The organism is Janthinobacterium sp. Bl 1 (genome assembly GCF_058215535.1).
The window spans coordinates 5598407-5621210 of record NZ_CM177086.1 but is presented as its reverse complement, the minus strand read 5'-3'; the positions used below and the strand labels follow the sequence as shown (position 1 = coordinate 5621210).

Here is a 22804-nt window from a genome sequence, read left to right as displayed (position 1 = left end):
TTATATGCTTATCTGTAACATCTAAAAACTAAAGAGGTAGTAAATGGCCAAGACAAATTTCCAATACGAAAAACGGCAAAAAGAGCTGGAAAAGAAGAAGAAAGCCGAGGAAAAAGCCAGGCGCAAGCTGGAAGCGAAGAACAATCCGAAGCCGGCCGAAGGCGAAGAGGGTGCCGAGGGTGAAGAGTCCGAAGCGGACGATGCGGACGACGCTACCGACGCGCCCGCCCAGCCCCAGTAATTCCCCGTGCTTGACGACCGGTGCGGCACCATCGCCGCGCCGGTAACTCCTCGTTCTACTTTCTCCCCGCTACAAGCTCGGCCGCTGGCCGATCGCCAGTTGCAGCTGCGTGCTGGCGATGGCCGCATCGGCGCGCGCCTGCACATAGCCCTGGTAGGCCTCATCGGCCGAACGCTGCGCCGCCAGCCATTCCAGCAGCGAAGCATTGCCACTGAAGTAGGACAGGCGCATGCCATCGACCACCTTTTGCGCATCGATCAGCACGCCGTCGCGGTAGCGCGCCAGCCTGTCCCGCGCCGCACGCAATTGCCGCTGCGCCGTGCGCACCTGCGTTTCCGCTGTCAGTTCCGCCTGGCGCAAGGCCAGCATCGCCTGCGTGACACTTGATTCCGCCTGCACGATGTCGCCCGTGTCGCGCCGCGACAGGGGGATGGGAATGGCCAGCGAGATGGACAGGGCGCGCGAGCGGGCCGCGCCTTCGACGGGATTACCGCTGCCATCGATGCCGTCATGGTAGCCGCGCGCGGCGGCCAGGCCCACGGTGACGGTCGGATCGACGGCGCGGTTGGCGCGCACGAGCGCCGCGCCATCACGCAGATTGTCGACGGTGGCGCGGGCGATGCGCACGTCGCTGCGGGCGCCGAGCGCTTGCGGCAGCAGCACCCTGGCATCCTTGTCCTCAAATGCGGCGAAGTCGCAGGCCAGCTGCGCGTCCGGAAACAGCGCGTCGAACTGGCGGCCCAGGGGCGGCGACAAATTCAACATGGCGCTGTCCGCCTCGCTGCGGGCCTGCGCCAGCTCGGCCTGGAACTGGTCGCGTTCCACGCGCGACTGCAGCAGTTCGATGCCGCCCACGTCGCCCGCCTTGCGCCGCACGGCGTTCGCCTCGACCACTTTCGACAGGGCCGCCATGGTCTGCTCCTTGCGCGCGAGGACGTCGCGCGTGCGGCACGCTTCCGTGAACGCGGCGGCGGCCGTGCCATACAGATCGCTCTTGAAGCCGGCCACCGTTTCCTCGGCCAGCGCGACATTGCTGTGCGCGGCCTTCAAGCGCGCGGCGCGCTTGCCGCCCGTCTCGATGGCCATGCTGATGGCCGGGTTCCACGTGACGGGACGGTGCTCGGCGCTGCGCACGGTTTCGCGCGTGGCGCCCAGAGTGAACTCGGGATCGGGACGCAGGCCGGCGATGCCGATGCCGGCTTTGGCCGAGACGATGCCTTCCTGCTGCGCCTGCAGTTCCAGGCTGTGGCTTTCGACAGCGGACAAATAGGCCTCAAAGCTCAACGGGGCGGCGCTGGCGAAGGGCGCGATCAGCCAGGCCGCCAGCAGTACATTAAAACGCGTCATGGGGTTCTCCTTCGGTATGCGTCTGGCGTTTTTGCAGGTACGCCTCGATCAGGTAATACAGGGCCGGCAACAGCAACAAGGTCAGTGCCGTCGCCGTCACCAGGCCGCCCACGACGACGGTGGCCAGCGGGCGCTGCACGTCGCTGCCCAGACCCGTCGCCAGCATGGCCGGCGTCAGGCCCAGGGCGGCCACGGTGGCTGTCATCAGCACGGGACGCATGCGGTCGCGCGCGCCTTCGAGCACGGCGTCGCGCAAGCTCTTGCCCTCGTCGGTGCGCAAGCGGTTGATTTGCGCCAGCATCAGGACGGCATTCAGGACGGCCACGCCGAACAGGGCGATGAAGCCGACGGCGCTCGACACATTCAAGGTCATGCCGCGCAGGTGCAGCGCGGCCAGGCCGCCCAGCATGGCCAGCGGCACGGCCAGCAAGACCAGCGCGGGCTGGCGCAGGTTGCGGAACTGGCCAAACAGCAGCAAGAACATGGCGCCCAGGGTCATCGGCAGGATCAGGGCCAAACGGCTTTGCGCGCGCTGCAGGTTTTCGAACTGGCCGCCCCATTCCACGCTGATGCGCTGGTGCTCGCCTGCCACGGCTTGCGCCACCAGCGGACGCGCCTCGGCCAGGAAGCCGGCCAGGTCGCGCCCACGGGCATTGAGGCGCACGATGATGTGGCGCCGCCCCATTTCGCGCACGATCACGCTCTCGCCCGAGGTGGTGTTGATGGTGGCCACCTGCGCCAGCGGGATCTTCGCGCCGTTGGCTGCCGCGAGCTTCAGGCTGGCGATGGCGTCGGGGCTGGAACGCGTGGCGGGCGGAAAGCGCACGGCGATGTCATAGCTTTTTTCTCCCACGTAGACCTGGCCGATGGGTGCGCCGCCGATGCCGGTGGAAATCAGGTCGGCCACGTCGGCCGCATTGATGCCGTAGCGCGCCGCCTTGGCGCGGTCCAGTTCCACCTTCAGGTTGGGCAAGGGCGGCTCCACGTCCACGGCCACGTCGGAGGCGCCGTGGACAGTCTTCAGGGCATTGGCCACCTTGCCGGCGATGGCGCGCACTTCATCGAGATCGTTGCCGAAGATTTTCACCGTCAGGTCGCTGTGCGCGCCCGACAATTTATCCTGCACGCCATCGATCATCGGCTGCATGAAGGCCACCGTAACGCCAGGCATGCGGGCGAAGCGTGCATTCATTTTCGCGATCAGCTGCTGCTTGCTCATGCCGGACTTCCAGCTTTTGTACGGATGCAGCCCCACGCTCGCTTCGATGTGCGACGGCGTCCAGTAATCGGTGCCGTCGTCGTTGCGTCCCGTCTGCGTGACGATGGTCGACACTTCCGGGAATTCCAGCGCGGCGCGCCGCAGTTCGCTGGCCATTTCGGACGCCTTGTCCAGGGTGATCCCGGGCGGCATCTGCACCTGCAGCCACAAGGAACCCTCATCGAGGTACGGTAAAAAGTCGCGCCCGATGCTGCCGCCCAGGATGGCAAGCGCTGCGAGCGATCCTGCGCACACCATCGCCACCCAGCGCTTGCTACCCACCATGCGCTCGAGGAAGCGGCCATACGCGCCCGCCAGCGTGTCCAGCGCGCGGTTGTGGAAGGTGCGGCGCGGCTTGCGCAAGGCCAGCCAGGCCAGGCCGGGGATCAGCACCAGCGCCACCACGAGCGCACCCACGAGCGCTGCGCCCACCGCATACGCCATCGGTGAGAACAGCTTGTATTCGATGCGCTGGAAAGCGAACAGTGGCAGGTAGGCGGCGATGATGACGGCCATGCCGAACATGATGGGGCGCGCCACCTGCAGGGTCGCGTCGATGGCGTCCTGCAGGGTGAGGGGCCGTTCCTGATCCCGTTCGCGGCGGCGCAGCATGTTCTCCAGCACCACCACGGAACCGTCGACAAGGATGCCGAAGTCGATCGCGCCCAAGGACAGCAAATTGGCGGGAATCTTAAAATGGTGCATGAAGATGAAGGCGATCAGCAGGGCCAGCGGGATCGTCAGCGCGACGATGGCGGCCGCGCGCGGGCTGCCCAGGTACAGCAGCAGCACGAGGGCGACGAGCAGCATGCCTTCGCCCAGGGTAAATCCCACCGTGTGCAGGGTGGCGTCGATCAGCGAGCTGCGGTCCAGGTAGGGCACGATCTTGACGTCCTTCGGCAGCACGTTGGCGTTCAAGTCGTCCACGGCCGCATGGATGCCGGCCAGCGCTTCGGACGGATTGAAATCCTTGAGCAGCAGGGTGATGCCTTCGATGGTGTCGGGGTTGTCGTCCTTGCCCAGGATGCCGCGCCGCTCCACGTTGCCGTAAGCGAGCTTGCCCAGGTCCTTCACCAGCACGGGCACGCCATCCTTGCTGCTGACGACGACGTTGCCCATGTCGTCCAGCGTATGCAGCAAGCCCACGCCGCGCACCACGTACGATTGCTGGCCGCGGTCGATCACGCTGCCGCCGCCGCTGATGTTGTTGGCGTTGATGGCGTCCTTGACCTGCGCCAGCGAGAAGCCGTAGCTGTCCAGCTTTGCCGGATCGAGTTCCAGCATGAACTGCGTCGTCAGGCCGCCGAAATTGCTGACGTCCGCCACGCCACGCACCTGCTGCAGGCGCGGGATCACGGTCCAGAACTGCAGCTCGGACAGTTCGCGTAAAGACCGTGTTGTCGATTCCAGCGTGTAGCGGTAGATTTCGCCCGTGGGCGAGGTATAGGGATCGAGGCCCGGCTTGGCGTCGTAGGGCAGGTTCACGCTGGCCAGGCGCTCCTGCAGCCGTTCGCGCGTGAAGTAGCCGTCGCTGCCATCTTCGAACACCACGGTGATCAAGGACAGCGCGAACAGGCTGCGCGTGCGCAGCACGTGCATGCCCGGTGTGCCCAGCAGCGCGCGTTCGAGGGGAATCGTGATCTGCTGCTCGATTTCCTCGGCGCCCAGGCCCGGCACCTGCGTGACGATTTGCGAGGTGACGTCGGCGATGTCGGGATAGGCTTCGATGGGCAGCTGCTTCCAGCAGTAGACGCCGTAGGCGGCGACGAACAGCAGCACGAGCCAGACGATGCCGCGCCGCTGGCAGCAGGTGGCGATGAAACGGTCAATCATTGAGCAGCACTCCTTCCTTGACGACGATGCGTTCCCCGCGCGTCAAGCCCGAGACGATTTCCACCTGCTCGCCATGGCTGGCGCCCACCTGCACCGTGCGCGGCGTGAATACCAGCGGGCTGCGTTCCACCATCACGCGCGTCGATGGTCCGCTTTGCAGCACGGCGGCGGCCGGCACGAGGAGGGTGCGGCGGCTGGCGCCGGCGAATCCCGCGTGGGCGAACATGCCCGGCTTGAAGGCGCCGGCGCGGTTGTCGATGGCCACGCGCACCTTCACCGTGCGCGTCTCGGGATCGAGCACGGCGCCGACATAGGCGACCTTGCCCTCGAAAGCCTTGCCGGGCCAGGCGTCGACAGAGATGCTGGCCGCTTGGCCCACGGCCACCTGCGCCAGGTCCCGCTCGGCCACATTCGCCGACAGCCACACGGTGGAGAGGTCTGCCACCGTCATGACGGGTGCGTTGATATCGTTCCAGTAGCCGCCCTGGGCGCCTTCCATGGCGATCACGGTGCCGGCGATGGGCGATCGCAGCACGTAATCGCGGCGGGTGCCGCGCGCGCCGGCGCCGTACTGGGCCAGCTTGTCGGCGCTGGCCTGCGCGTCGCTGCCGGCCTGGTCGTAGGCTGCCTGGGCCGCTTCGTACTCCTTGCGCGCGGCGATTTCCGCGTCGAACAGGGTCTTCTGGCGCTCGAGTTCCTGGCGCGCCTGCAGCAGGATGGACTTGGCCTTGCTGTCGTCCGCGTAGGCGGCGCTCAGTTCCGCCGAATCGAGCGTGAACAGCGGGTCGCCCGCCTTCACGCTGTCGCCCAGCGCGCGCTGCAAGCGCGTGATCCGCCCTGCCAGCGGCGGCGTGATTTTCACCAGTTTTTCCGGCATCGCTTCGATGCTGCCGGGCGCCTGCGTCTGCGTGGCGATGTCCTGTTCCTGCACGGCGGCGATCTGCAGGCGCTGGCGCAGCGGCGACATCTTGTCGACGGCGATGCTGCCGTCGTCCAGGTGCATCGATTGGGCGGGCGGCGTGGCTGCCGGCGTCGGCCTGGCGCAGCCGGCCAGGGCCGAACAGGCGAGAGCGAGGGCGCAGCTGGCGCCCAGGGCGTTGCGGGTGGTCGTGTTCATCCCGTGTTTCCTTGTTATTGATGGTGATGGGGCATGCGTGGATGCCGTGCCCAGGCGGGCGGTAGAGGGGAGCAAGCAGCGCAGGCAGTGTCACTACAGCGCCGGGAAAGCATAGCAATGTGCTCCTGAAGAAGCGCCCAAGAATGCCTGAATCATTCTTCAGGTTCGGTGCGTGCGCGGTGCGGCGCGGTAAAATGCCAGCATGGAAAACAAGGCGCGACGCGAAAGGCAGGCATGAGAATCCTCCTGGTGGAAGACGACCGCAAGGCGGCGCGCCTGCTGGCCCGCGGCTTGCAGGAAGAAGGTTTTATCGTCGACGTGGCGCACAGCGCGGAAGAGGGCGAGGATGAAAGCTACGCCGTCGACTACGATGCGATCGTGCTGGACTGGATGTTGCCGGGCAAGCAGGGCCTCGATTTTTGCCGCGACTTGCGCGCGCGCGGCATCCAGACGCCCGTGCTGATGCTCACGGCGCGCGACGCCACGGCTGACCGGGTGGCGGGCCTGAATACGGGCGCCGACGATTACCTGACCAAACCGTTCGAATTCGAGGAGCTGCTGGCGCGCATCCGCGCCTTGCTGCGCCGCTCCGACATCAGCCGCCCGCTGGTGCTGGCGCTGGCCGATTTGACGCTCGATCCCGTCAGCCATCAGGCCACGCGGGCCGGCGCGTCTCTGGTGCTGACACCCAAGGAATACGCGATTCTGTTGATCCTGCTGCGCCAGGCGGGCGAGGTGGTCAGCCGCGCGCGCCTGGCCGAGCAGATATGGCAGGCGGACCTGATCGGCATCGATAATCTGATCGACGTCCACGTGCGCAATTTGCGGGGAAAAGTGGATGCGCCGGGTTTGCCGCCCTTGATCCACACGGTGCGCGGACGCGGTTTCCGTCTGGCGGAAAACAACGGTGGCTAGCTTTCGCAAACGCCTGTTGCTGGTGCACCTGGCCGTCATCCTCGCCATCGTCGCCTGCACGGCGCTGGCCGGCTACTGGGGCCTGTCGCGCGCCGTGCACGGCCAGCTCGATGCGGCCCTGCTGGCGCTGGGCGAGACGGAAATGGCCATGCTGCCGGCCGCGCCGCGCCAGCCCGTGCAAGTGCATGAGGTGGCGCCGGGGCTGGCGCCGCCGTCGTTGACACGGCTCGACCGCCTGGTGCAGATCATCGATGTCGAAGGCCGCGTGCTGGCGCGCAGCCGCAATCTGGAAGCGGCGCAGCTGCCGGCGCCGGCCGCCCTGCTCACGCGCCTGGCGGCCGGCGAGACCGTCTTCGAGACCTTGCCCAAGTTCGGCGAAGAGCCGCTGCGCATGGTGTCGATCCCCGTGCCCTCGTCCGGCGCGGGCCTGGCGGTGCAGGTGGCTGGCTCGCTCGACGACACCAACCGCGTGCTGGCCGCGGCCACCGTGCTGTTTGGCGCCATGGCGCTGGCCTTGCTGGCGGCCGTGGGACTGGCCGGCGAAATGCTCACGCGCCGCGTGCTGGGCGCCATCGATGACGTGGTGGACCAGGCCCATTCGATCGGCGAAGCCAGCCTGCACCAGCGCCTGCCCCATCCCGGCACGCAAGACGAGATCGGCCGCCTGGTCGACACCCTGAACGCCATGCTGGACCGCCTGGAGCACGGCTACGATGCGCAGCGCCGCTTCACGGCCGACGCCTCGCACGAATTGCGTTCACCCCTGTCGCGCCTGCGCACGGAAATCGAAATCACCTTGCGCCGCCCGCGCGAAGCGCCCGAGTATGTCGATGCGCTGGCGTCCTGCCTCGATGAAGTGCAGCGCCTGACGACCCTGGTGGAAGAGTTGTTGATGCTCACGCGCCTGGACGTGGGCCAGGAACGCAATGCCGTGGAAACCATCGCGCTCAATCCCCTCGTGCGGGCGGCCGCGCAGCGCCTGGAAAAGGCGGCGGCGCAGCGCGGCATCCGCATCGTCTTCGATGACAGTGTGCCCGTGCAGGCGCGGGTGGCGGCCGGCCCGGTGGATCTGGTGCTGGCCAACCTGCTCGATAACGCCGTGAAGTTTTCTCCGCCCGACAGCGTCATCGCCGTGCACGTGGCGCGCGATGGCGCGCATGCGCTCGTCGGCGTGGCGGACGCGGGCCCGGGCATCGGCGTGGAAGACTTGCCGCATCTGTTCGAGCGCTTTTACCGTGGCGCCCAGGCGCGCGCGGGCGAGGCGCCCGGTTTCGGCCTGGGCCTGGCCCTGTCGCAAGCGATCGTGCACGCGTACGGCGGCAGTATCGAGGCGCAGAACCGCCCGCAAGGCGGCGCGCTGTTCCTCATGCGCCTGCCAGCGTCAGATTGAGGGCGCGACGCCTTCCCAGCGCACTTGCCGCACTTGCGGCCAGGCGCCCGCGCGGTTGACGAAGCGCACCAGCACGGCGCGCTGCACGGCCTGGCACAGCACCGTGGCGATCAGCTGCACCACCTGTCTGGCTTCGTCCCAGCTGCGCAGCATTTGCGACGGCGCCAGGCCCGCGCCTTTCAGTTCGGCCAGCAGCAGGCGCACGACATGGTCGGCTTGCGCCGCAGGGCAGGTGACGGTCAGGCGGTAGGTGGCCACGACGGGACTGCGCCGGGCAAACCAATGTAAGAATTTTTTCATCACACACCCCGTTCTGCGACAAATTCCGCGTTGTTGACCAGCGCCCAGCGCACGGCCGAAACGCTGCCTTCCAGGCTCACCTGGCTGACGATCTGCTCCAGCAATCCCAGGCTGGACAAGGGCGTGAGCAAGTCGGCCCGCACTTCGATGCGTCCCGCGTGCGCGGCGTCCTCGCTGTGCAAGGACTGCAGCATCAGCGCCGGCATGCCGCTGATCAAGCGCAGCATCAGCTTGCGCACCTGGACTTCCTGCTCCGCCTCGCATACGGCCGTCACGCGGTAGATGCTTTCCGTCTCGATGCCCGCTTCGCTGCCGTGCGCGTTGATGCGCTGCGCCAGGTGGCGCAGCACGAGGTTGGCGATCAGCACGAAGCCCGTGCCGATCGCCGCTTCCAGCGCAAACCCCAGGCCGCACAGGATGCCGATGGCGGCCGAACACCACAGGGTGGCGGCCGTGTTCAAGCCACGCACCGTCATGCCTTCGCGCATGATGACGCCGGCGCCCAGAAAGCCGATGCCCGACACCACCTGCGCGGCGATGCGCATGTGGCCAGAGGCATCGCCTTCGAGCACGGAAACCATCACGAACAGCGAGGCGCCGACGGACACCAGCGCGTTCGTGCGGAGGCCCGCCATGCGCTGGCGCAGCTGGCGTTCGGCGCCGATCATGGCGCCCAGGGTCAATGCCGCGGCAACGCGCAGCGCAAAGTCAAATACCACCATTATTTCTCCAGGCTGGGGAGGAACAGGCGAGTGCATAAGGCGAAGACTATCCGCCCGGATTGGGGCAGCAGACGACAACGGTGGAACGAAGAGGGGGAAGTGGCGGCGAGAGAATACTGCCGCTGGTAAAACCGCACCTTGCCGAGGGCAAGGCGGGCGGAATGCGCGCGTCTTGCCTAAGGCCGATCGCCGATGGTCAATCGACTACTGTCACTGGAACAAGCACCCACGAGTCACTCCATATCATTGATAACGGGGACAGTCTAGCCAGTGGGGCCGCTTTGGTCAACTGAAGCTCTCTTCAGGAAGCCGCCGCGTCGTCCCCGCCAATGCGGGGACGGTGAAGGCGACCGGTGGATCAGTGGGCGTGTGCCTTGGCGTCGTCGGCATCGGCGTGGGCATGCTCGCCGCCGCCAAAGAAGCGCGCGGCGCGCTTGCCCAGGCTATCGAGGTAGGTATAGGCGACGGGCACCACCACCAGTGTCAAGAGGGTCGAGGTGATCACGCCGCCGATGACGGCGCGGCCCATCGGCGCCTGCGATTCGCCGCCGTCGCCCATGCCGATGGCCATCGGCAGCATGCCGAAGACCATCGCCAGGGTCGTCATCAGGATGGGGCGCAGGCGCACTTGCCCCGCTTCCATCAGCGCCTCGAACTGCCCCAGGCCTTCGCGCTGGCGCTGGTTGGTGAAGTCGACCAGCAAGATCGCATTCTTGGTAACTAAACCCATGAGCATGATGAAGCCGATCACGGAGAAGATGTTCAAGGTGCTGCCCGTAATGAGCAATGCAGCCAGCACGCCGATCAGCGACAGCGGCAAGGACACCATGATGGCGATCGGCTGCAGGAAGCTGCCGAATTGCGAGGCCAGCACCAGGTAGATGAAGATCACGGCGATCCCCAGCGCCATCATGGCGCCGCCCATGGTTTCGGCCATCTGCTGCGCATTGCCGGCCACGTCGAAGCGCACGCCCGGCGGCAGATCGATGGATTGCATGGCCTTTTGCACGTCGGCGTCGACGTCGCCGGCAGGGCGGCCCTGCACGCCCGCATAGATGGCGACGCGGCGCTGCAAGGCCTGGCGTTTGAGCACTTGCGGGCTCGATGACGGCACGAAGTCGACCACCTGGCGCAGCGGAATCATGACGGGCTTGCCGTTCGCGTCAAACTTGCTGGACGCCAGCGACAGGTCGGCCAGGTCGGCCACCTTTTGACGGCCCGACTTGGGCAGCTGCACGTTGACGTCGTAGTTCTGTCCGTCGGACGCCAGCCAGTGGCTGACCGTGTCGCCGGCGACAAACGGGCGCAGGGCATTGCCGATCTGCTGCACCGACAATCCCAGGTCGCTGGCCAGTTCGTTATTGATCTTCACGGTGGTCGACGGATTGGCGCCTTCCTGGCTGTATTCCATGTCGGCCAGGCCCTTGATGTTGCGCATCTTGTCCATCAAGGTGTGCGCCACCGCATCGAGCTTGCCTTCGTCCGTGCCGAGGATGGCGATGAAGATGGGACGCTGGCCGACGGACAGGGTGATGCCGGCAATCGGCGCCAGGCGCTCGCGGATCAGTTTTTCCAGTTCCTGCTGCGAGCGGCGCTTGTGCGTCTTGATGTCGGTCAGCTTCAGGTTCACCTCGGCCGCGTTGCGGCCATCTGGCGTGCCGATATTGGCCACCAGGCTGTCGATCTCGGGGAATTCCTTCAGGGCCGTTTCGATCTGGCGCACTTTGCTATCCGTGTATTCGAGGCTGGAGCCGACGGGCGTCTTGAAGCGGAGGTTGACCCAGCCCTGGTCCGTCTCGGGGAACATCTCGCCGCCGATCATGGGTACGAGCATCAGGCTGCCCGCGAATAGCGCCACGGCCGTGGCCAGGGTCGTCTTGCGCCAGCGCAGGGCCAGGGCCAGCACCTTGCCGTACCAGACGTGCAGGCGGTCGATGCCCGTCTCGATCCAGGCCATGAAGCGGCCCAGCCACGGCACGTATTTGAAGCGGTCCTTGACAGGGTCGCGCCAGACGGACGACAGCATGGGGTCGAGCGTGAAGCTGACGAACAGCGACACGAGCACGGCGACGGCCACGGTGATGCCGAACTGCAGGAAGAAGCGGCCGATGATGCCGTCCATGAAGGCGACGGGCACGAACACGGCGACGATGGCGAAGGTGGTGGCCATCACGGCCAGGCCAATTTCATTGGTGCCGTCGTTGGCCGCCTTGTAGTGGTTCTTGCCCATGCCCAGGTGGCGCACGATGTTTTCGCGCACGACGATGGCGTCATCGATCAACAGGCCGATGCACAGGGACAGCGCCATCAGCGTCAAAAAGTTCAGGGTGAAGCCGAAGGCCTTCATGGCGATGAAGCTGGCCAGCACGGAGATCGGCAGGGTCAAGCCCGTGATGATGGTCGAGCGCCACGAGTGCAGGAACAGGAAGACGATCACCATGGTCAGCACGGCGCCTTCGATGATGGTGCGCTTGACGTTATTGAGCTGGCTTTGCACGCGTTCCGATTCGTCGTCGAGCACGCGCAGAGTGATATCGGGCGGCAGGGTCTTTTGCAGGTCGGCCGCCACTTTCAGGATGCCGGTGCCCACTTCCACCACGTTGGCATCCTGTACCTTGGTGATTTCCATCGTCACGGCTTGCTTGCCGTTCATGCGCGAGATCGACAGTTCTTCCTGTTCGCCGTCGACGACGGTGGCTACCTGGTCCAGGTAGACGGGGCCGACGGCGCGGCGCGCGACGATGATCTTGCCAAATTCGCGCGCATCCTTGATCTTGCCTTCCACGCGCACCAATTGCTCGGCCGCGCCATGGCTGATGGAGCCGGCCGGCAAATTCGTATTCGTCGCCTGGATGGCGCGGATCACTTCATCGACGCCGATGCCCTGGGCATTGAGCTCGATCGGCTTCATGCTGATGAGGATCTGGCGCGCGCGCAAGCCGCGCAGCTTGACTTGCCCCACGCCGGCCACGCCCTGGAAGCGCTTGCTGATGATCTGCTCCGTCATGGTCGACAGCGCGCGCAGGTCATGCCCGGTGGCTGTGAGCACGATGGTGGCGATGGGACGCTCGTTGTCGCCCTCGGCGCGGGCGATGAACGGGTCCTTGGCTTCTTTCGGGAAGCGCGGGCGCACCAGGGCGACCTTGTCGCGCAAGTCCTGCATGGCCTTGTCCATATTCGTCGACAGCTCGAATTCCAGGTAGACGCCGGCGCGTCCTTCCCACGAGTTGGCGCGGATGGTCTTGATGCCGCTGACGGTGTTGACGGCGTCCTCGATGGGGCGCGTGATATCGTTTTCCACGGCCTCGGGCGAGGCGCCCGGGTAGTTCACTTCAATGGCGGCGAACGGGAACTGCACGCTGGGCATGCTTTCCACGCCCAGGCCCCGGTAGGAGAAGATGCCCAGCACCACCAGCGCCACCATGACCATGGTGGCGAAGACGGGATTCTGAATACTGACTTTGGTCATCCACATGGCTTAATCCTTCCGTGCCAGCACGGCTGCCGGCGCGGCGGGGGCGGCAGCGGCGTCGGTCGCGGCGAAGGTCACGCCGTGGCCAGGTTTCACGCCATCGAGCTTGGCGACGATGACTTTCGCGCCCGGCACCAGGCCGGACGTCACTTCCGCATAGCCTTCATCCTCGTTGCGCAAGCCCAGGGTGACGGGTTGGGCGACGACCTTGTTGTTGACCAGCGCATACACGACGGGGCCCTGTTTTTCATTGCGCACGGCCGTCAGGGGCACGAGCGGCGCCACGGGCGAGCGCTCGGTGACGATGCTGCCCTTGGCGAACATGCCGCCGCGCAGCGCGCCATCGCCATTGTCGACGGCGATGTAGACGAGCATGGCGCGCGAGCCGCTCTCGGTGGTCGGGTTGATGCGCGTGACCTTGCCGGCGAAGTCGCGCGCGCCGAAGCCGTCGACCTTGAAGTGCACATCCTGGCCCAGCTTGATGCGGGGGATTTCCGCGCTGGGCACGGGCGCTTCCAGGGTCAGCTGGGCCAGGTTGACGATGGTGTAGACGGGCATGTCGGGCGAGACTTTTTCGCCGGCCTGCAGGTGGCGCTTGCTGACGATGCCGGCCATCGGTGCGCGGATCACCGTGTCGGCCAGCGCGATGCGGGCGATGTCGAGCATGGCGGCGGCGGACTTGACGTTGGCGCGCGCCAGGTCGACGGAGTTCTGCGTCGTGTCGTAAGCCGTCTGTGAAATGTATTTTTGCTTGAGCAGCGCCTGGCTGTTCGCTTCATTCTTGCTGGCCATCGACAGGCGCGCCTGCGCTTCGTCGAGCATGGCTTGCTGCTGCGTCAGGCGGGCGCGCTGGTCGGCCGCGTCCAGGCGCACGAGGATTTGCCCGTTGGCCACGTGCTGGCCTTCCTGCAAGGTCGTTGCCTCGATCACGCCGGAAACCTTGGCCTTGATGGTCGCCTGGGTCACGGGCGCCAGCGAGCCGGACAGGGGCAAGCTGATACTGACGGCGCGCGCATCAATGGCGGCCACGTCGCCCTGCGCCAGTTCATGCACGGGCGTCTTTTCCTGCTCCTTCTTCTTGCTCGCCTGCTGCTCGGCCGCCTTGGCGGCTTGCTGCTTCGATTGCATCACCGCCCAGCCGCCGCCGGCCAGGCCCAGCACGACGAGGATCAAGACGGGCGTGCGCCAGCGCCGGCGGCGCGTGGCGGCAAGGGGGGAGGCGGGGGGCAGGGTCTCGTTTTTCATAGGTTTTTTAGTCAGGAGCGGCGCAGGGGTTCGGCGCCAGGTCTCGGTGCGGCCGGCCTGCGGCAGGCCGGGGGAATTCGGGTAGCGCATCACCGTGGCGGCCGCAGACAGCACGCCTGCCGCTGCGGCCGTTCACGGCGATGCGCATGTTGCCACTTTAGGAAGATTCAAGCCGGGCCGCCATCGCCGTGCGACAGATTGCACAAAATCGGGGCTGGAATGCAAAAAACGGCGACCGGAGACCAATGCCAGCATGCCCGCCATGCGCGTCACGATGCTTGCGCATCCTCAAGAAGCCGATTCGCCGGCGCGCAAGAATGGTCGGGATGGTTGCGCCACCGGACAGGCCATACGCCCGCCGGTTGCCGCGCGGCCGCGCCACAGGGGGCCTGATGTCTGATCGGATTGCCGGAGCCGCCCCGTCGCCGGGCCGTTTGCTGGCCGCGGCCGAACCGCAGACGGGGCCGGCCGGCAAGGCGCTCGATTTGCTGTCGATCATTGTTACCGCGATCGAACAGGCGCCCGGCCTGGCCGTACGCGGCATCGACCGCGACGGCATGGTGCGCTACTGGAGCGCTGGTGCGGCGCGCCTGTATGGCGTGGCGGCCGAATTGGCGCTGGGCCAGCCTTGGGCCACAGTGGCCGCCGCGCTGCCCGGCGCCGCCAGCGTGGCCGAGGAGGCGGCGGGCGAACTGGCGGCCGTGTGGGAAAGCGGCAAGGCGCGCAGTACGCGCCTGTGGAAGCTCGCTACCGACGGAGCCGCGCCGCGCTGCATCTGCTCCACCGTGTTTCCCGTCATCCAATCCGGGCGTGTGCGGCAAGTGGTCTGTGTCGATGTCGACATCACGGCCAGCGGCCACGACGGCGCCGCGCAGGGCGCCTTGTTGCTGATGGGCGACAATTTCCGCCAGTTGTACGAGAAATCGGCCGACGCCATCCTGCTGCTGCGCGACGAGCATATCGCCGAAGCGAATCCGGCCGCCATTGCCCTGTTCCGATGCGAAGACCGGCCACGGCTGCTGGGGCGCCGCCTCAGCGACTTTTCGCCCTTGCGCCAGCCCGATGGCGCATTGTCCTCGTTGCGCGGCACGCAGCTGGCCGCGCAAGCCCATGCCGACGGCAACTGCCGCTACGACTGGCGCTATCAGACATGCACCGGCGAGCTGTTCTGGGGCGAAGTGCTGCTCACATCCGTCACGCTCGACCACACTTACCTGTTTTACGCCGTGATCCGCGATATTTCCTCACGCAAACTCGCCGAGCGTGCCCTGTACCTGTCGGCACAGGTGGTCGAACATGCGCGCGAAGCCATCGTCGTGATGGATCCGCAGCAGCGCGTCGTCAGCATGAATCCCGCGTACAGCGAGATCAGCGGCTACAGCCTGGACGATATGCTGGGCAAGCCTTTTGTGTTGCACGGGGTGGAGCCGGACGCGCCCGCGTTTTTCGACCATGTGTGGGATGAGGTCGAGGCGAACGGCTATTGGCAAGGCGACATCCTGGGCCAGCGCAAGGCGGGTGGGCGCTACCCGGCCTGGCTGTCGCTGACGGCCATCCGCGACCCGCAGGGCCAATTGAGCAATTACCTGGCCATCCTCAGCGATATCAGCGAGCGCAAGAAAAACGAGGAATACACGCGCCACCTGGCCGAGCACGATTTCCTCACCGATTTGCCGAACCGGGTGCTGCTGCTGGACCGGCTGTCGCTGGCGCTGGCGGCCGCGCGGCGCAAGCTGAGCATGCTGGCCATCCTGTACCTGGACCTCGACCACTTCAAGCACATCAACGACAGCATGGGCCACCACGTGGGTGACTTGCTGCTCAAGGAAGTGGCGCGGCGCCTCGTGCGCTGCGTGCGTGGCGTCGACACGGTCAGCCGGCATGGCGGCGACGAGTTCGTCATCATCCTGGCCGAGGTGGGCGGCATCGACCAGGTGGCCCACGTGGCGGCCAGCCTGCTGCATGCTGTGACGCAGGTGTACCAGCTGGGCGAATACGAACTGCACGTGTCGACGTCGATCGGCGTGGCCATCTTTCCCAGCGATGGCGACGGCATCGATACCCTCGTGCACAACGCCGACATCGCCATGTACCACGCGAAGGAAAACGGGCGTAACAATTTTCAGTTTTTCAATGCCGAAATGAATGCGCAAATCGTCGAGCGGGCCAGCCTGGAGCAAGGCTTGCGCGAAGCCTTGGGCCGCAATGAATTCGTGCTCGAGTTCCAGCCCGCGCTCGATGTTGCCAGCGGGCAGATCCTCGGCGCCGAAGCGCTGTTGCGCTGGCGCCACCCGCAATTGGGCGTGCTGCCGCCCGAGCGCTTCATCGCCGTGGCCGAGGAATGCGGCTTGATGGTGTCGATCGGTAACTGGGTGCTGCGCCACGCCTGCCTGCGCGCGCGCGCCTGGCACGATGCGGGCCATGCCTGGCGCGTAGCCGTGAATCTGTCGCCGGCGCAATGCCTGCACAATAATTTATTGCTCAGCGTACAAGAAGCGCTGGCTGTGTCCGGTTTGCCTGCCGCCAGCCTGGAACTGGAAGTGACGGAATCGTTGCTGATGAAGGGCGGCGCGCGCCTGGCCGGCGTGCTGGCGCAGCTGCGTGCGCTGGGCGCCAGGCTGGCCATCGACGATTTCGGCACCGGCTATTCGCGCCTGGCCAATCTGCGCCATTACCCGGTGGACAAACTCAAGATCGACCCCTCGTTCCTGCCCGCCGTCGCGGACGGCGCGGCGGGCGAGTCCGACACGGCCGTCGCCGCCACCATCATCGCCATGGCGCGCGAGCTGCAATTGACGGTGATCGCCGAAGGCGTGGAAACGGCGCAGCAACTCGCGTATCTGCGGGGGCAGGGCTGCCAGCAATACCAGGGGCGCTTTGCCAGCGCGCAAGTCGAGGGCAGCGCGCTGGCGAGGTTGMTGAATTACTGCGTTAGTGAATGTTTCCCAGCAGCTTGATGCGCGCCAGCACCTGGCCATGGTCGGATGCGTGCGGCAGGCCCAGCAGCAAATGATCGTTGAGATACGTCACTTCCTGCAGCACGCCGATGGCGCGCGGCGAGGCCGGATGAAAATGTTCGGACACGAGGATGTGGTCGATCGTCATGTAGGCGCTGTCGTGGATATTCGTGTAGCCCACGTGGCGCAAGGCATCCTGGCGCAGCTGGATGGCGTTGGCGTCGTACAGGCGCGCGCGCATTTCCGGCATGTCACCATGCGGCTCGCACGGCGCGCCGGCGCCCATGACGATGGCCGTCGTGACGGCATTGGCGATGTCGTTGAAGTCGCCCAGCACGATGCGGGGACGGCCGCTATGGCCCAGTTCGCTTGCCAGCACGCGCAGGGCCACGGCTTCCGCGCCGCGCCGCTGCAGCGAGCGCAGGTTGGCCAGCGCGTAGGCGGCCGCATCGTTGCCGTCGCCATGGTGGTAGTCGGGCCGGCGCGATTTCAAATGCACGACGACCACATCCGTGAGCTGCCCGCCAGGCAAGATGACCTGCACGTGCAAGGGCGCGCGGGCGAAGCGGCAGGCGTTGTCCTCGGCGGAGACGCTCACGCCGGCGGGAAAATCCGCCCAGGCCACACCGGCGCCCACCAGCGGCAGGCGCGACACGAGCGCCACCGTGGGCAGCATGCGTCCGGCGGGGTCCATCGCATCGTAGCCGGCCACGGTGGCTTCGCGGTAATGGCGCGTGCGCGACAGCACGTCGCGCAGGGCCGCCTGCGAGAAAATTTCCTGGAAACCGATCACGTCGGCGTCGAGCAGGTCGATCTGCCGGGCCGTCCACTCCGCCTTGGCTGCGTATTGCGCCGGGCTCAACGGTTCCAGGTTGTCATACAATTTCGCCCCGGCGGGGGCAAGGTTGCAGACATTGAATGTGGCAAAGCGGATTTCTTCCTGCATAATTAGCACTCCTCACTGAACGATCAGCGTATCACGCATGGCTAAAAAAGAGCGTATTTCCGAAACCCAGGCGACGCAGTTGCTGCGCAAGCATCAAGTTTCCTTCGAAGAACACCCGTATCCGTACGAAGAGCACGGCGGCACCAGCGTGTCGGCGCGCGAACTTGGCGTGCCCGAGCACGATGTGATCAAGACCCTGGTGATGCAGGACGAGGCGGCCAAGCCGCTGATCGTGCTCATGCATGGCGATTGCAAGGTGTCGACCAAGAACCTTGCGCGCGGCATCGGCTGCAAATCCGTCGAGCCGTGCAAGCCCGACGTGGCGCAGCGCCATTCCGGCTACATGATCGGCGGCACCTCGCCGTTCGGCACGAAGAAGACGATGCCCGTGTACGTGGAAGCGTCGATCCTGGACTTGCCGCGCATCTACATCAATGGCGGACGACGTGGTTTTCTCGTTTCGTTGGCGCCACAGGTGCTTGTTGACTTGCTGCAAGCCAAGCCGGTGCAGTGCGCCTTGCAGGATTAAGAAAACCAGTCCCCGCCCTGTCTTTGGACTGGGCGCTGGTGTATATTCTGCTGCGCCAGCCTCGATGCTGGTGTAATAAACACAATAAAGGGAAGAAATGAATCCAGTAATCACAACCGTGGCAATGACAGTGGCCGCTTACTTGCTCGGCTCGATATCGTTTGCCGTGGTGATGAGCAAGGTCTACGGCATTGCCGATCCGCGCACCTATGGCTCGAAAAATCCGGGCGCCACCAACGTGCTGCGCAGCGGCAACAAAGGCGCGGCCATCATGACCCTGCTGGGCGATGGCGCCAAGGGCTGGCTGGCCGTGTTCCTGGCCGACCATTTTGCCGGCGCGCTGGGCGTGGGCGACACGGCCGTGGCCCTGGTGGCCATCGCCGTCTTCCTCGGCCATCTGTGGCCCGTGTTCTTCCGCTTCGTCGGCGGCAAGGGCGTGGCGACGGCCCTCGGCGTGCTGCTGGGCATCAACCCATGGCTGGGCCTGGCGACTCTGGCCACCTGGCTGATCATTGCCTACGCGTTTCGCTATTCCTCGCTGGCAGCCCTGGTGGCGGCCCTGTTCGCGCCGTTTTACTATGGCTTGCTGTTCGGCGTCGATCCCATCTTGCTGTCCGTCATCGTCATGAGCGTGCTGCTCGCTTACCGCCACAGCCAGAACATCGCGAACTTGCTCTCTGGCAAGGAAAGCAAGATCGGCGGCAAGAAAGATGCGGCCAAGGCGCCCGCCAAGAAAAAGTAAAATGCCGGGGTCAGACCCGCCGGGGGTAAGCCCTAACTAGCGGCGCAGCSCGGTGCGGCCGCCACCGACTCGCGCAAAGGCTGCCCACCATGACTGTTTCTACCTCCTCCGCCACTCCCACTCCCGTCCGTATCGATTTCGTTTCCGACGTTTCCTGCCCTTGGTGCGTGGTCGGCCTGAAATCGCTGGAGCAGGCGCTGGACAAGCTGCAAGACACCGTCCAGGCCGACATCCACTTCCAGCCTTTCGAGCTGAACGCCAACATGCCGCCCGAAGGCGAGGATATCGGCGAACACATCGCCCGCAAATACGGTTCCACTCCGGAACAGATGGCGCAATCGCGCGAAGCGATCCGCGCGCGCGGCGAACAGCTGGGCTTTACCTTCGCCATGGACAAGCGCGGCCGCATCTACAACACGTTTGATGCCCACCGTCTGCTGCACTGGGCCGCCCTGGAAGGGCGCCAGAAGGAACTCAAGATGGCGCTGTTCGATGCCTATTTCACGCAAGGGCAGGACCCATCCTCGCACGAGGTGCTGCTGGCCGTGGCCGGCAAGGTGGGGCTCGATACCGTGAAAGCGGCCGACGTGCTGGCATCGAACGCCTATGCGGACGAGGTGCGCGCGCAGGAACAGTTCTACCAGCAGAACGGCATCAACTCGGTGCCGGCCGTCATTATCAACGAGCGCCATTTGATTTCCGGCGGCCAGCCGCCTGAAGTGTTCGAGCAAGCCTTGCGCCAGATCATCGCCGGCGCCTGAACCGGGCGCCAATGGCGCGCGCCATGACGGTTAATTTCGGCTACACTCCGCAGTGAAGGAGGATAGCCAAATGCCAACAGCCCGCTGGAATGGCGCCGTCATCGCGCAAGCGACCGATGCGCAGGTGCAAGTCGTTGAAAACAATATATATTTTCCTTTGTCTGCGGTGACGCAGGACTACCTGCGTCCCAGCAGCCACACGAGCGTCTGCCCCTGGAAGGGCACGGCCAGCTATTACGACCTCGTCGTCGACGGCCAGGTCAATGCCAACGCGGCCTGGTATTACCCCCAGCCCAAGGATGCCGCCAAGCAAATTACCGGCCACGTCGCCTTCTGGCGCGGCGTCAGCGTCGAGCGCTGACACTTTCTTTCCATACTAAAAATCAATAGAAAGCAGACGATGGATTTACGCCTCGCCGTGTACCAACTCGCCTCGGCCCATGCGCTCGATGCCCAACAAACCCGGCAGTTGCAGGAAGTGGCCGGTTTCCAGCGCGAACCGGCGCGCCTGGCCTACTGGCTGCCGCGCGGCGTGGCCGTGCTGGGCGCCGCCTTGCTGGGCATGGGCCTGATCTGCTGGGTGGCCGCCAATTGGGAAGACTTCGGCCGCATGGGCCGCTTTGCCCTGCTGCAAGGCATGTTTGCCGCTGCCTGCGTGGGCGCGTTTGCCGTGCCCAAGGCGCGCGTTCCCTTGTTGCTGCTGGCCTTGCTGGCCATCGGCGGCCTGTTCGCGTATTTCGGCCAGACCTACCAGACGGGCGCCGATCCGTGGCAGCTGTTCGCCCTGTGGGCCGTGCTGGCCTTGCCCCTGTGTTTTGTCGCGCGCAGCGATGTGCTGTGGACGCCGTGGATGCTGGTACTGTCGACGGCCGTCACGCTGTGGATGCAGGCCCATGTGCGCCATAGCTGGCGCATCGATTCGTCCGACCTGAGCATTTTCCTCAGCGGCTGGCTGGCCGTGCTGCTTGCTTGTGCGTTTGTCTCGCCCCTGCTGGCGCGCTGGACGGGCGCGGGCAGCTGGGCCCTGCGCCTGGGCCTGGTGCTGGCCACCATCCTCATCACGGGCACGGCCGTCAGCGCCCTGTTCGGCAATGATATCGAGTCGCCGTACTGGGCCGGACTGGGCTTGCTGCTCGTCGCCGGCGTCCTGCTGGCCACCGGCCGGTTCTTTGACGTGTTCGGCTTGAGCGCCGTGGCGCTCGGTATCAACACCTTGCTGGTGGGAGGGCTGACGCACGTGCTGTTCAACGGGCATGGCGATGGCGTCGGCGCGCTGACCGTGCTGGGCTTGCTGGCCGCCGTGCTGCTGGCGCTGACCGTGCAAGGCATACTGTGGCGCACGCGCCGGGAGGCGGCATGAGCAATATCAATACTCAACGAACCGATGCGCTCGCCACCCTGATCGACGACGCCACGCGCGCCGGCCTGCTGCCGCCCAACGCCACCCGCCCCGTGCAGGATGTTCGGCCGTGGCCGCTGGTGCTGATGACGGCCTTCGGCGCCTGGCTGGCCGCCATTCCCCTGATGATTGCGCTGGGCGTGGGCCTGGAAAGCATCGTGCGCCACGGTCCCGGCGCGTATGTCGTGGCCGCCATCGTGCTGGTCGTGGCCGTGCTGCTGATCCGCACGCGCGGCGTGGCGCTGTTCGTCGAACAACTGGCCGTGCCCTGCCTGCTCGTGGGCGGCGGCCTGCTCGGCTATGCCCTGTACCGCGACTATTCCACGCAGACGGCGTCGCTGCTGCTGTGCCTGGCGTGCCTGGTGGTGGCCGCCGCCTTGCCGCGCGACTGGCTGCGCGTGCTGCTGGGACTGGTCGCCTGCGGCTTGCTGGGGCTGGGCATCGTCGATAGCACGCGCGACTGGATTTTCGAGAACGACCCCACGGAACTGTATTTTGCCTGGATGCTGGCCCTGGCACTGTGGCTGGCCGCCCACTGGCTGCAGAAGCAAGCGTTCAACGACGGCCGCGGCGCGCCCGTCGCCGCCTTCCTGGAATCGCTGTCGACGGGGTGGGTATTGGCGATCCTGCTGGGGCTGGTCTTCTGGTCCGGCATGACCTTCATGCTGGGCGGCGCGTTGGGCGGAGGCTTTGCCGGCGAAGTGGCGCGCGAAGTGACCCGGCACCAGGGTATTGCCTGGTATGCGCAGGCCTTGAATGGCGTGTCGCTTGTATTGGCCGCGGCCGCTGCCGCCTGGACGGGGTGGCGCTGGCCCGCGCTGCGCCAGTTGCCCGCCATCGGCGTGGCGCTGGTGCTGATCGTGCTGGCGTGGTTCATGCCGGGGCTGGGTCCGGTGCTGCTGATCCTTGCGTATTGCGTGACGAGCGGGCGCTCGCGCGTGGCCGTGGCGGCCGTGCTGGCGGCGGCGTGGATCATCGGCAGCTTTTATTACCAGCTGGCCTGGCCGCTGGCCAGCAAGGCGGCGCTGCTGGCGATCGCGGGCGCCGTGCTGTGCGCGCTGTCGTGGCTGGCCACGCGCGGCGCCGTGCTGCACCTGGTGGAAAGCAAACCGGCGGACGTGGCGCTTGAGCGCCGCTTCTTGCGCCTGGGCGTGCTGGGCGGATTGCTGCTGGTGCTGCTGGTCGCCAATGGCGGCATCTGGCAAAAAGAGCAGCTGATTGCCAAGGGGGAAGCTGTCTTCGTAGCGCTGGAACCCGTCGATCCCCGCTCGCTGATGCAGGGCGACTACATGCGCCTCAATTTCGTCAACCTGGGTGTGCTGAGCACGTTGGCCAGCGTGGAGCGGGCGCCCGGCCGGCCTTTCGTCGTGGCCAGGCGCGATGCGCGCGGCGTGGCGGAACTGTTGCGCCCGTACACCAAAGAGGTGCTGGCGCCCGGCGAATTCCTGCTCGAGCTGACGCCGAAGGATGGGAACTGGGTGCTGGTCAGCGATGCCTGGTTCTTCAAGGAAGGCGAGGCGGCGCGCTGGGAAAAGGCACGTTATGGCGAGTTCCGCGTGCTGCCCGATGGCCGCGCCTTGCTGGTGGGCATGCGCGGGGAAGATTTACAGGCGCTGTAGCCGCTTGATTG

The 22804-nt window shown here is 65.9% G+C and carries 18 protein-coding genes; 10 read left to right on the top strand and 8 right to left on the bottom strand.

Annotation, left to right across the window (positions count from 1 at the left end; translation table 11 throughout):
- The first annotated feature begins 43 nt into the window (after nt 1–43).
- Entirely contained in the window at nt 44–241 is a 198-nt protein-coding gene (locus AC4BCN_RS25335) for a hypothetical protein (RefSeq protein WP_490492038.1), read from the top strand.
- Nucleotides 242–310: 69 nt separating this feature from the next.
- On the opposite strand, the gene AC4BCN_RS25330 is transcribed toward AC4BCN_RS25335, so the two are convergent.
- Genes AC4BCN_RS25330 through AC4BCN_RS25320 form a run of 3 tightly spaced genes read right to left on the bottom strand, consistent with a single transcriptional unit; the run spans nt 311 to nt 5796 of the window.
- Nucleotides 311–1588 (bottom strand): TolC family protein, encoded by a 1278-nt coding sequence (locus tag AC4BCN_RS25330; protein ID WP_490492037.1) that lies wholly within the window; start codon nt 1586–1588, stop codon nt 311–313.
- Nucleotides 1575–4679, bottom strand: a complete 3105-nt coding sequence (locus AC4BCN_RS25325) for an efflux RND transporter permease subunit (protein ID WP_490492036.1) — start codon at nt 4677–4679, stop codon at nt 1575–1577. Before AC4BCN_RS25325 ends, AC4BCN_RS25330 begins: the two co-directional genes overlap by 14 nt.
- On the bottom strand, nt 4672–5796 hold the full coding sequence (locus AC4BCN_RS25320; protein ID WP_490492035.1) for an efflux RND transporter periplasmic adaptor subunit: 1125 nt from the start codon (nt 5794–5796) through the stop codon (nt 4672–4674). Before AC4BCN_RS25320 ends, AC4BCN_RS25325 begins: the two co-directional genes overlap by 8 nt.
- A gap of 234 nt (nt 5797–6030) precedes the next feature.
- Here AC4BCN_RS25320 and AC4BCN_RS25315 point away from each other — a divergent pair, with 234 nt between their 5' ends.
- On the top strand, nt 6031–6711 hold the full coding sequence (locus AC4BCN_RS25315; RefSeq protein ID WP_490492034.1) for a response regulator transcription factor: 681 nt from the start codon (nt 6031–6033) through the stop codon (nt 6709–6711).
- The gene (locus AC4BCN_RS25310; RefSeq protein ID WP_490492033.1) at nt 6704–8101 is read left to right on the top strand and encodes a HAMP domain-containing sensor histidine kinase; all 1398 of its coding nucleotides are present in this window, start codon (nt 6704–6706) and stop codon (nt 8099–8101) included. The genes AC4BCN_RS25315 and AC4BCN_RS25310 overlap by 8 nt, the downstream gene beginning before the upstream one ends.
- On the opposite strand, the gene AC4BCN_RS25305 is transcribed toward AC4BCN_RS25310, so the two are convergent.
- From AC4BCN_RS25305 to AC4BCN_RS25290, 4 genes are all read right to left on the bottom strand, one after another.
- Entirely contained in the window at nt 8093–8401 is a 309-nt protein-coding gene (locus tag AC4BCN_RS25305) for a hypothetical protein (RefSeq protein ID WP_034746892.1), read from the bottom strand. The genes AC4BCN_RS25310 and AC4BCN_RS25305 overlap by 9 nt on opposite strands.
- On the bottom strand, nt 8401–9120 hold the full coding sequence (locus AC4BCN_RS25300; protein ID WP_205412515.1) for an MgtC/SapB family protein: 720 nt from the start codon (nt 9118–9120) through the stop codon (nt 8401–8403). Before AC4BCN_RS25300 ends, AC4BCN_RS25305 begins: the two co-directional genes overlap by 1 nt.
- Nucleotides 9121–9481: 361 nt before the next feature.
- Nucleotides 9482–12598: an efflux RND transporter permease subunit gene (locus AC4BCN_RS25295; protein ID WP_490492032.1), complete on the bottom strand. Its 3117-nt coding sequence runs from the start codon at nt 12596–12598 to the stop codon at nt 9482–9484.
- 3 nt (nt 12599–12601) lie between these two features.
- A complete protein-coding gene (locus AC4BCN_RS25290) occupies nt 12602–13840 on the bottom strand; it encodes an efflux RND transporter periplasmic adaptor subunit (RefSeq protein ID WP_490492031.1) in 1239 nt (412 codons plus the stop codon).
- A 392-nt stretch (nt 13841–14232) separates the two neighbouring features.
- On the opposite strand from AC4BCN_RS25290, the gene AC4BCN_RS25285 reads away from it, so the two are divergent.
- On the top strand, nt 14233–16797 hold the full coding sequence (locus AC4BCN_RS25285) for a sensor domain-containing protein (protein WP_490492030.1): 2565 nt from the start codon (nt 14233–14235) through the stop codon (nt 16795–16797).
- On the opposite strand, the gene AC4BCN_RS25280 is transcribed toward AC4BCN_RS25285, so the two are convergent.
- Nucleotides 16772–17743, bottom strand: a complete 972-nt coding sequence (locus AC4BCN_RS25280; protein ID WP_490492029.1) for an endonuclease/exonuclease/phosphatase family protein — start codon at nt 17741–17743, stop codon at nt 16772–16774. The two genes, AC4BCN_RS25285 and AC4BCN_RS25280, sit on opposite strands and share 26 nt — an antisense overlap.
- 37 nt (nt 17744–17780) lie before the next feature.
- Between AC4BCN_RS25280 and ybaK the strand changes: the two genes are divergently transcribed.
- The 6 genes from ybaK to AC4BCN_RS25250 all read left to right on the top strand — a co-directional run bounded on the left by ybaK (nt 17781) and on the right by AC4BCN_RS25250 (nt 22793).
- Nucleotides 17781–18272, top strand: coding sequence for a Cys-tRNA(Pro) deacylase (gene ybaK, locus AC4BCN_RS25275; protein WP_490492028.1), 492 nt, complete (start codon nt 17781–17783; stop codon nt 18270–18272).
- Between the two features lie 97 nt (nt 18273–18369).
- Entirely contained in the window at nt 18370–19014 is a 645-nt protein-coding gene (plsY, locus tag AC4BCN_RS25270) for a glycerol-3-phosphate 1-O-acyltransferase PlsY (RefSeq protein WP_223278936.1), read from the top strand.
- Between the two features lie 89 nt (nt 19015–19103).
- Nucleotides 19104–19775, top strand: coding sequence for a DsbA family oxidoreductase (locus AC4BCN_RS25265; protein WP_456130046.1), 672 nt, complete (start codon nt 19104–19106; stop codon nt 19773–19775).
- 70 nt (nt 19776–19845) lie between these two features.
- The gene (locus AC4BCN_RS25260; protein WP_070301271.1) at nt 19846–20136 is read left to right on the top strand and encodes a DUF427 domain-containing protein; all 291 of its coding nucleotides are present in this window, start codon (nt 19846–19848) and stop codon (nt 20134–20136) included.
- A 39-nt stretch (nt 20137–20175) separates the two neighbouring features.
- Nucleotides 20176–21135, top strand: coding sequence for a DUF2157 domain-containing protein (locus AC4BCN_RS25255; protein WP_072455121.1), 960 nt, complete (start codon nt 20176–20178; stop codon nt 21133–21135).
- Nucleotides 21132–22793 (top strand): GDYXXLXY domain-containing protein, encoded by a 1662-nt coding sequence (locus AC4BCN_RS25250; protein ID WP_490492027.1) that lies wholly within the window; start codon nt 21132–21134, stop codon nt 22791–22793. Before AC4BCN_RS25255 ends, AC4BCN_RS25250 begins: the two co-directional genes overlap by 4 nt.
- The last annotated feature ends 11 nt before the right edge of the window (nt 22794–22804 follow it).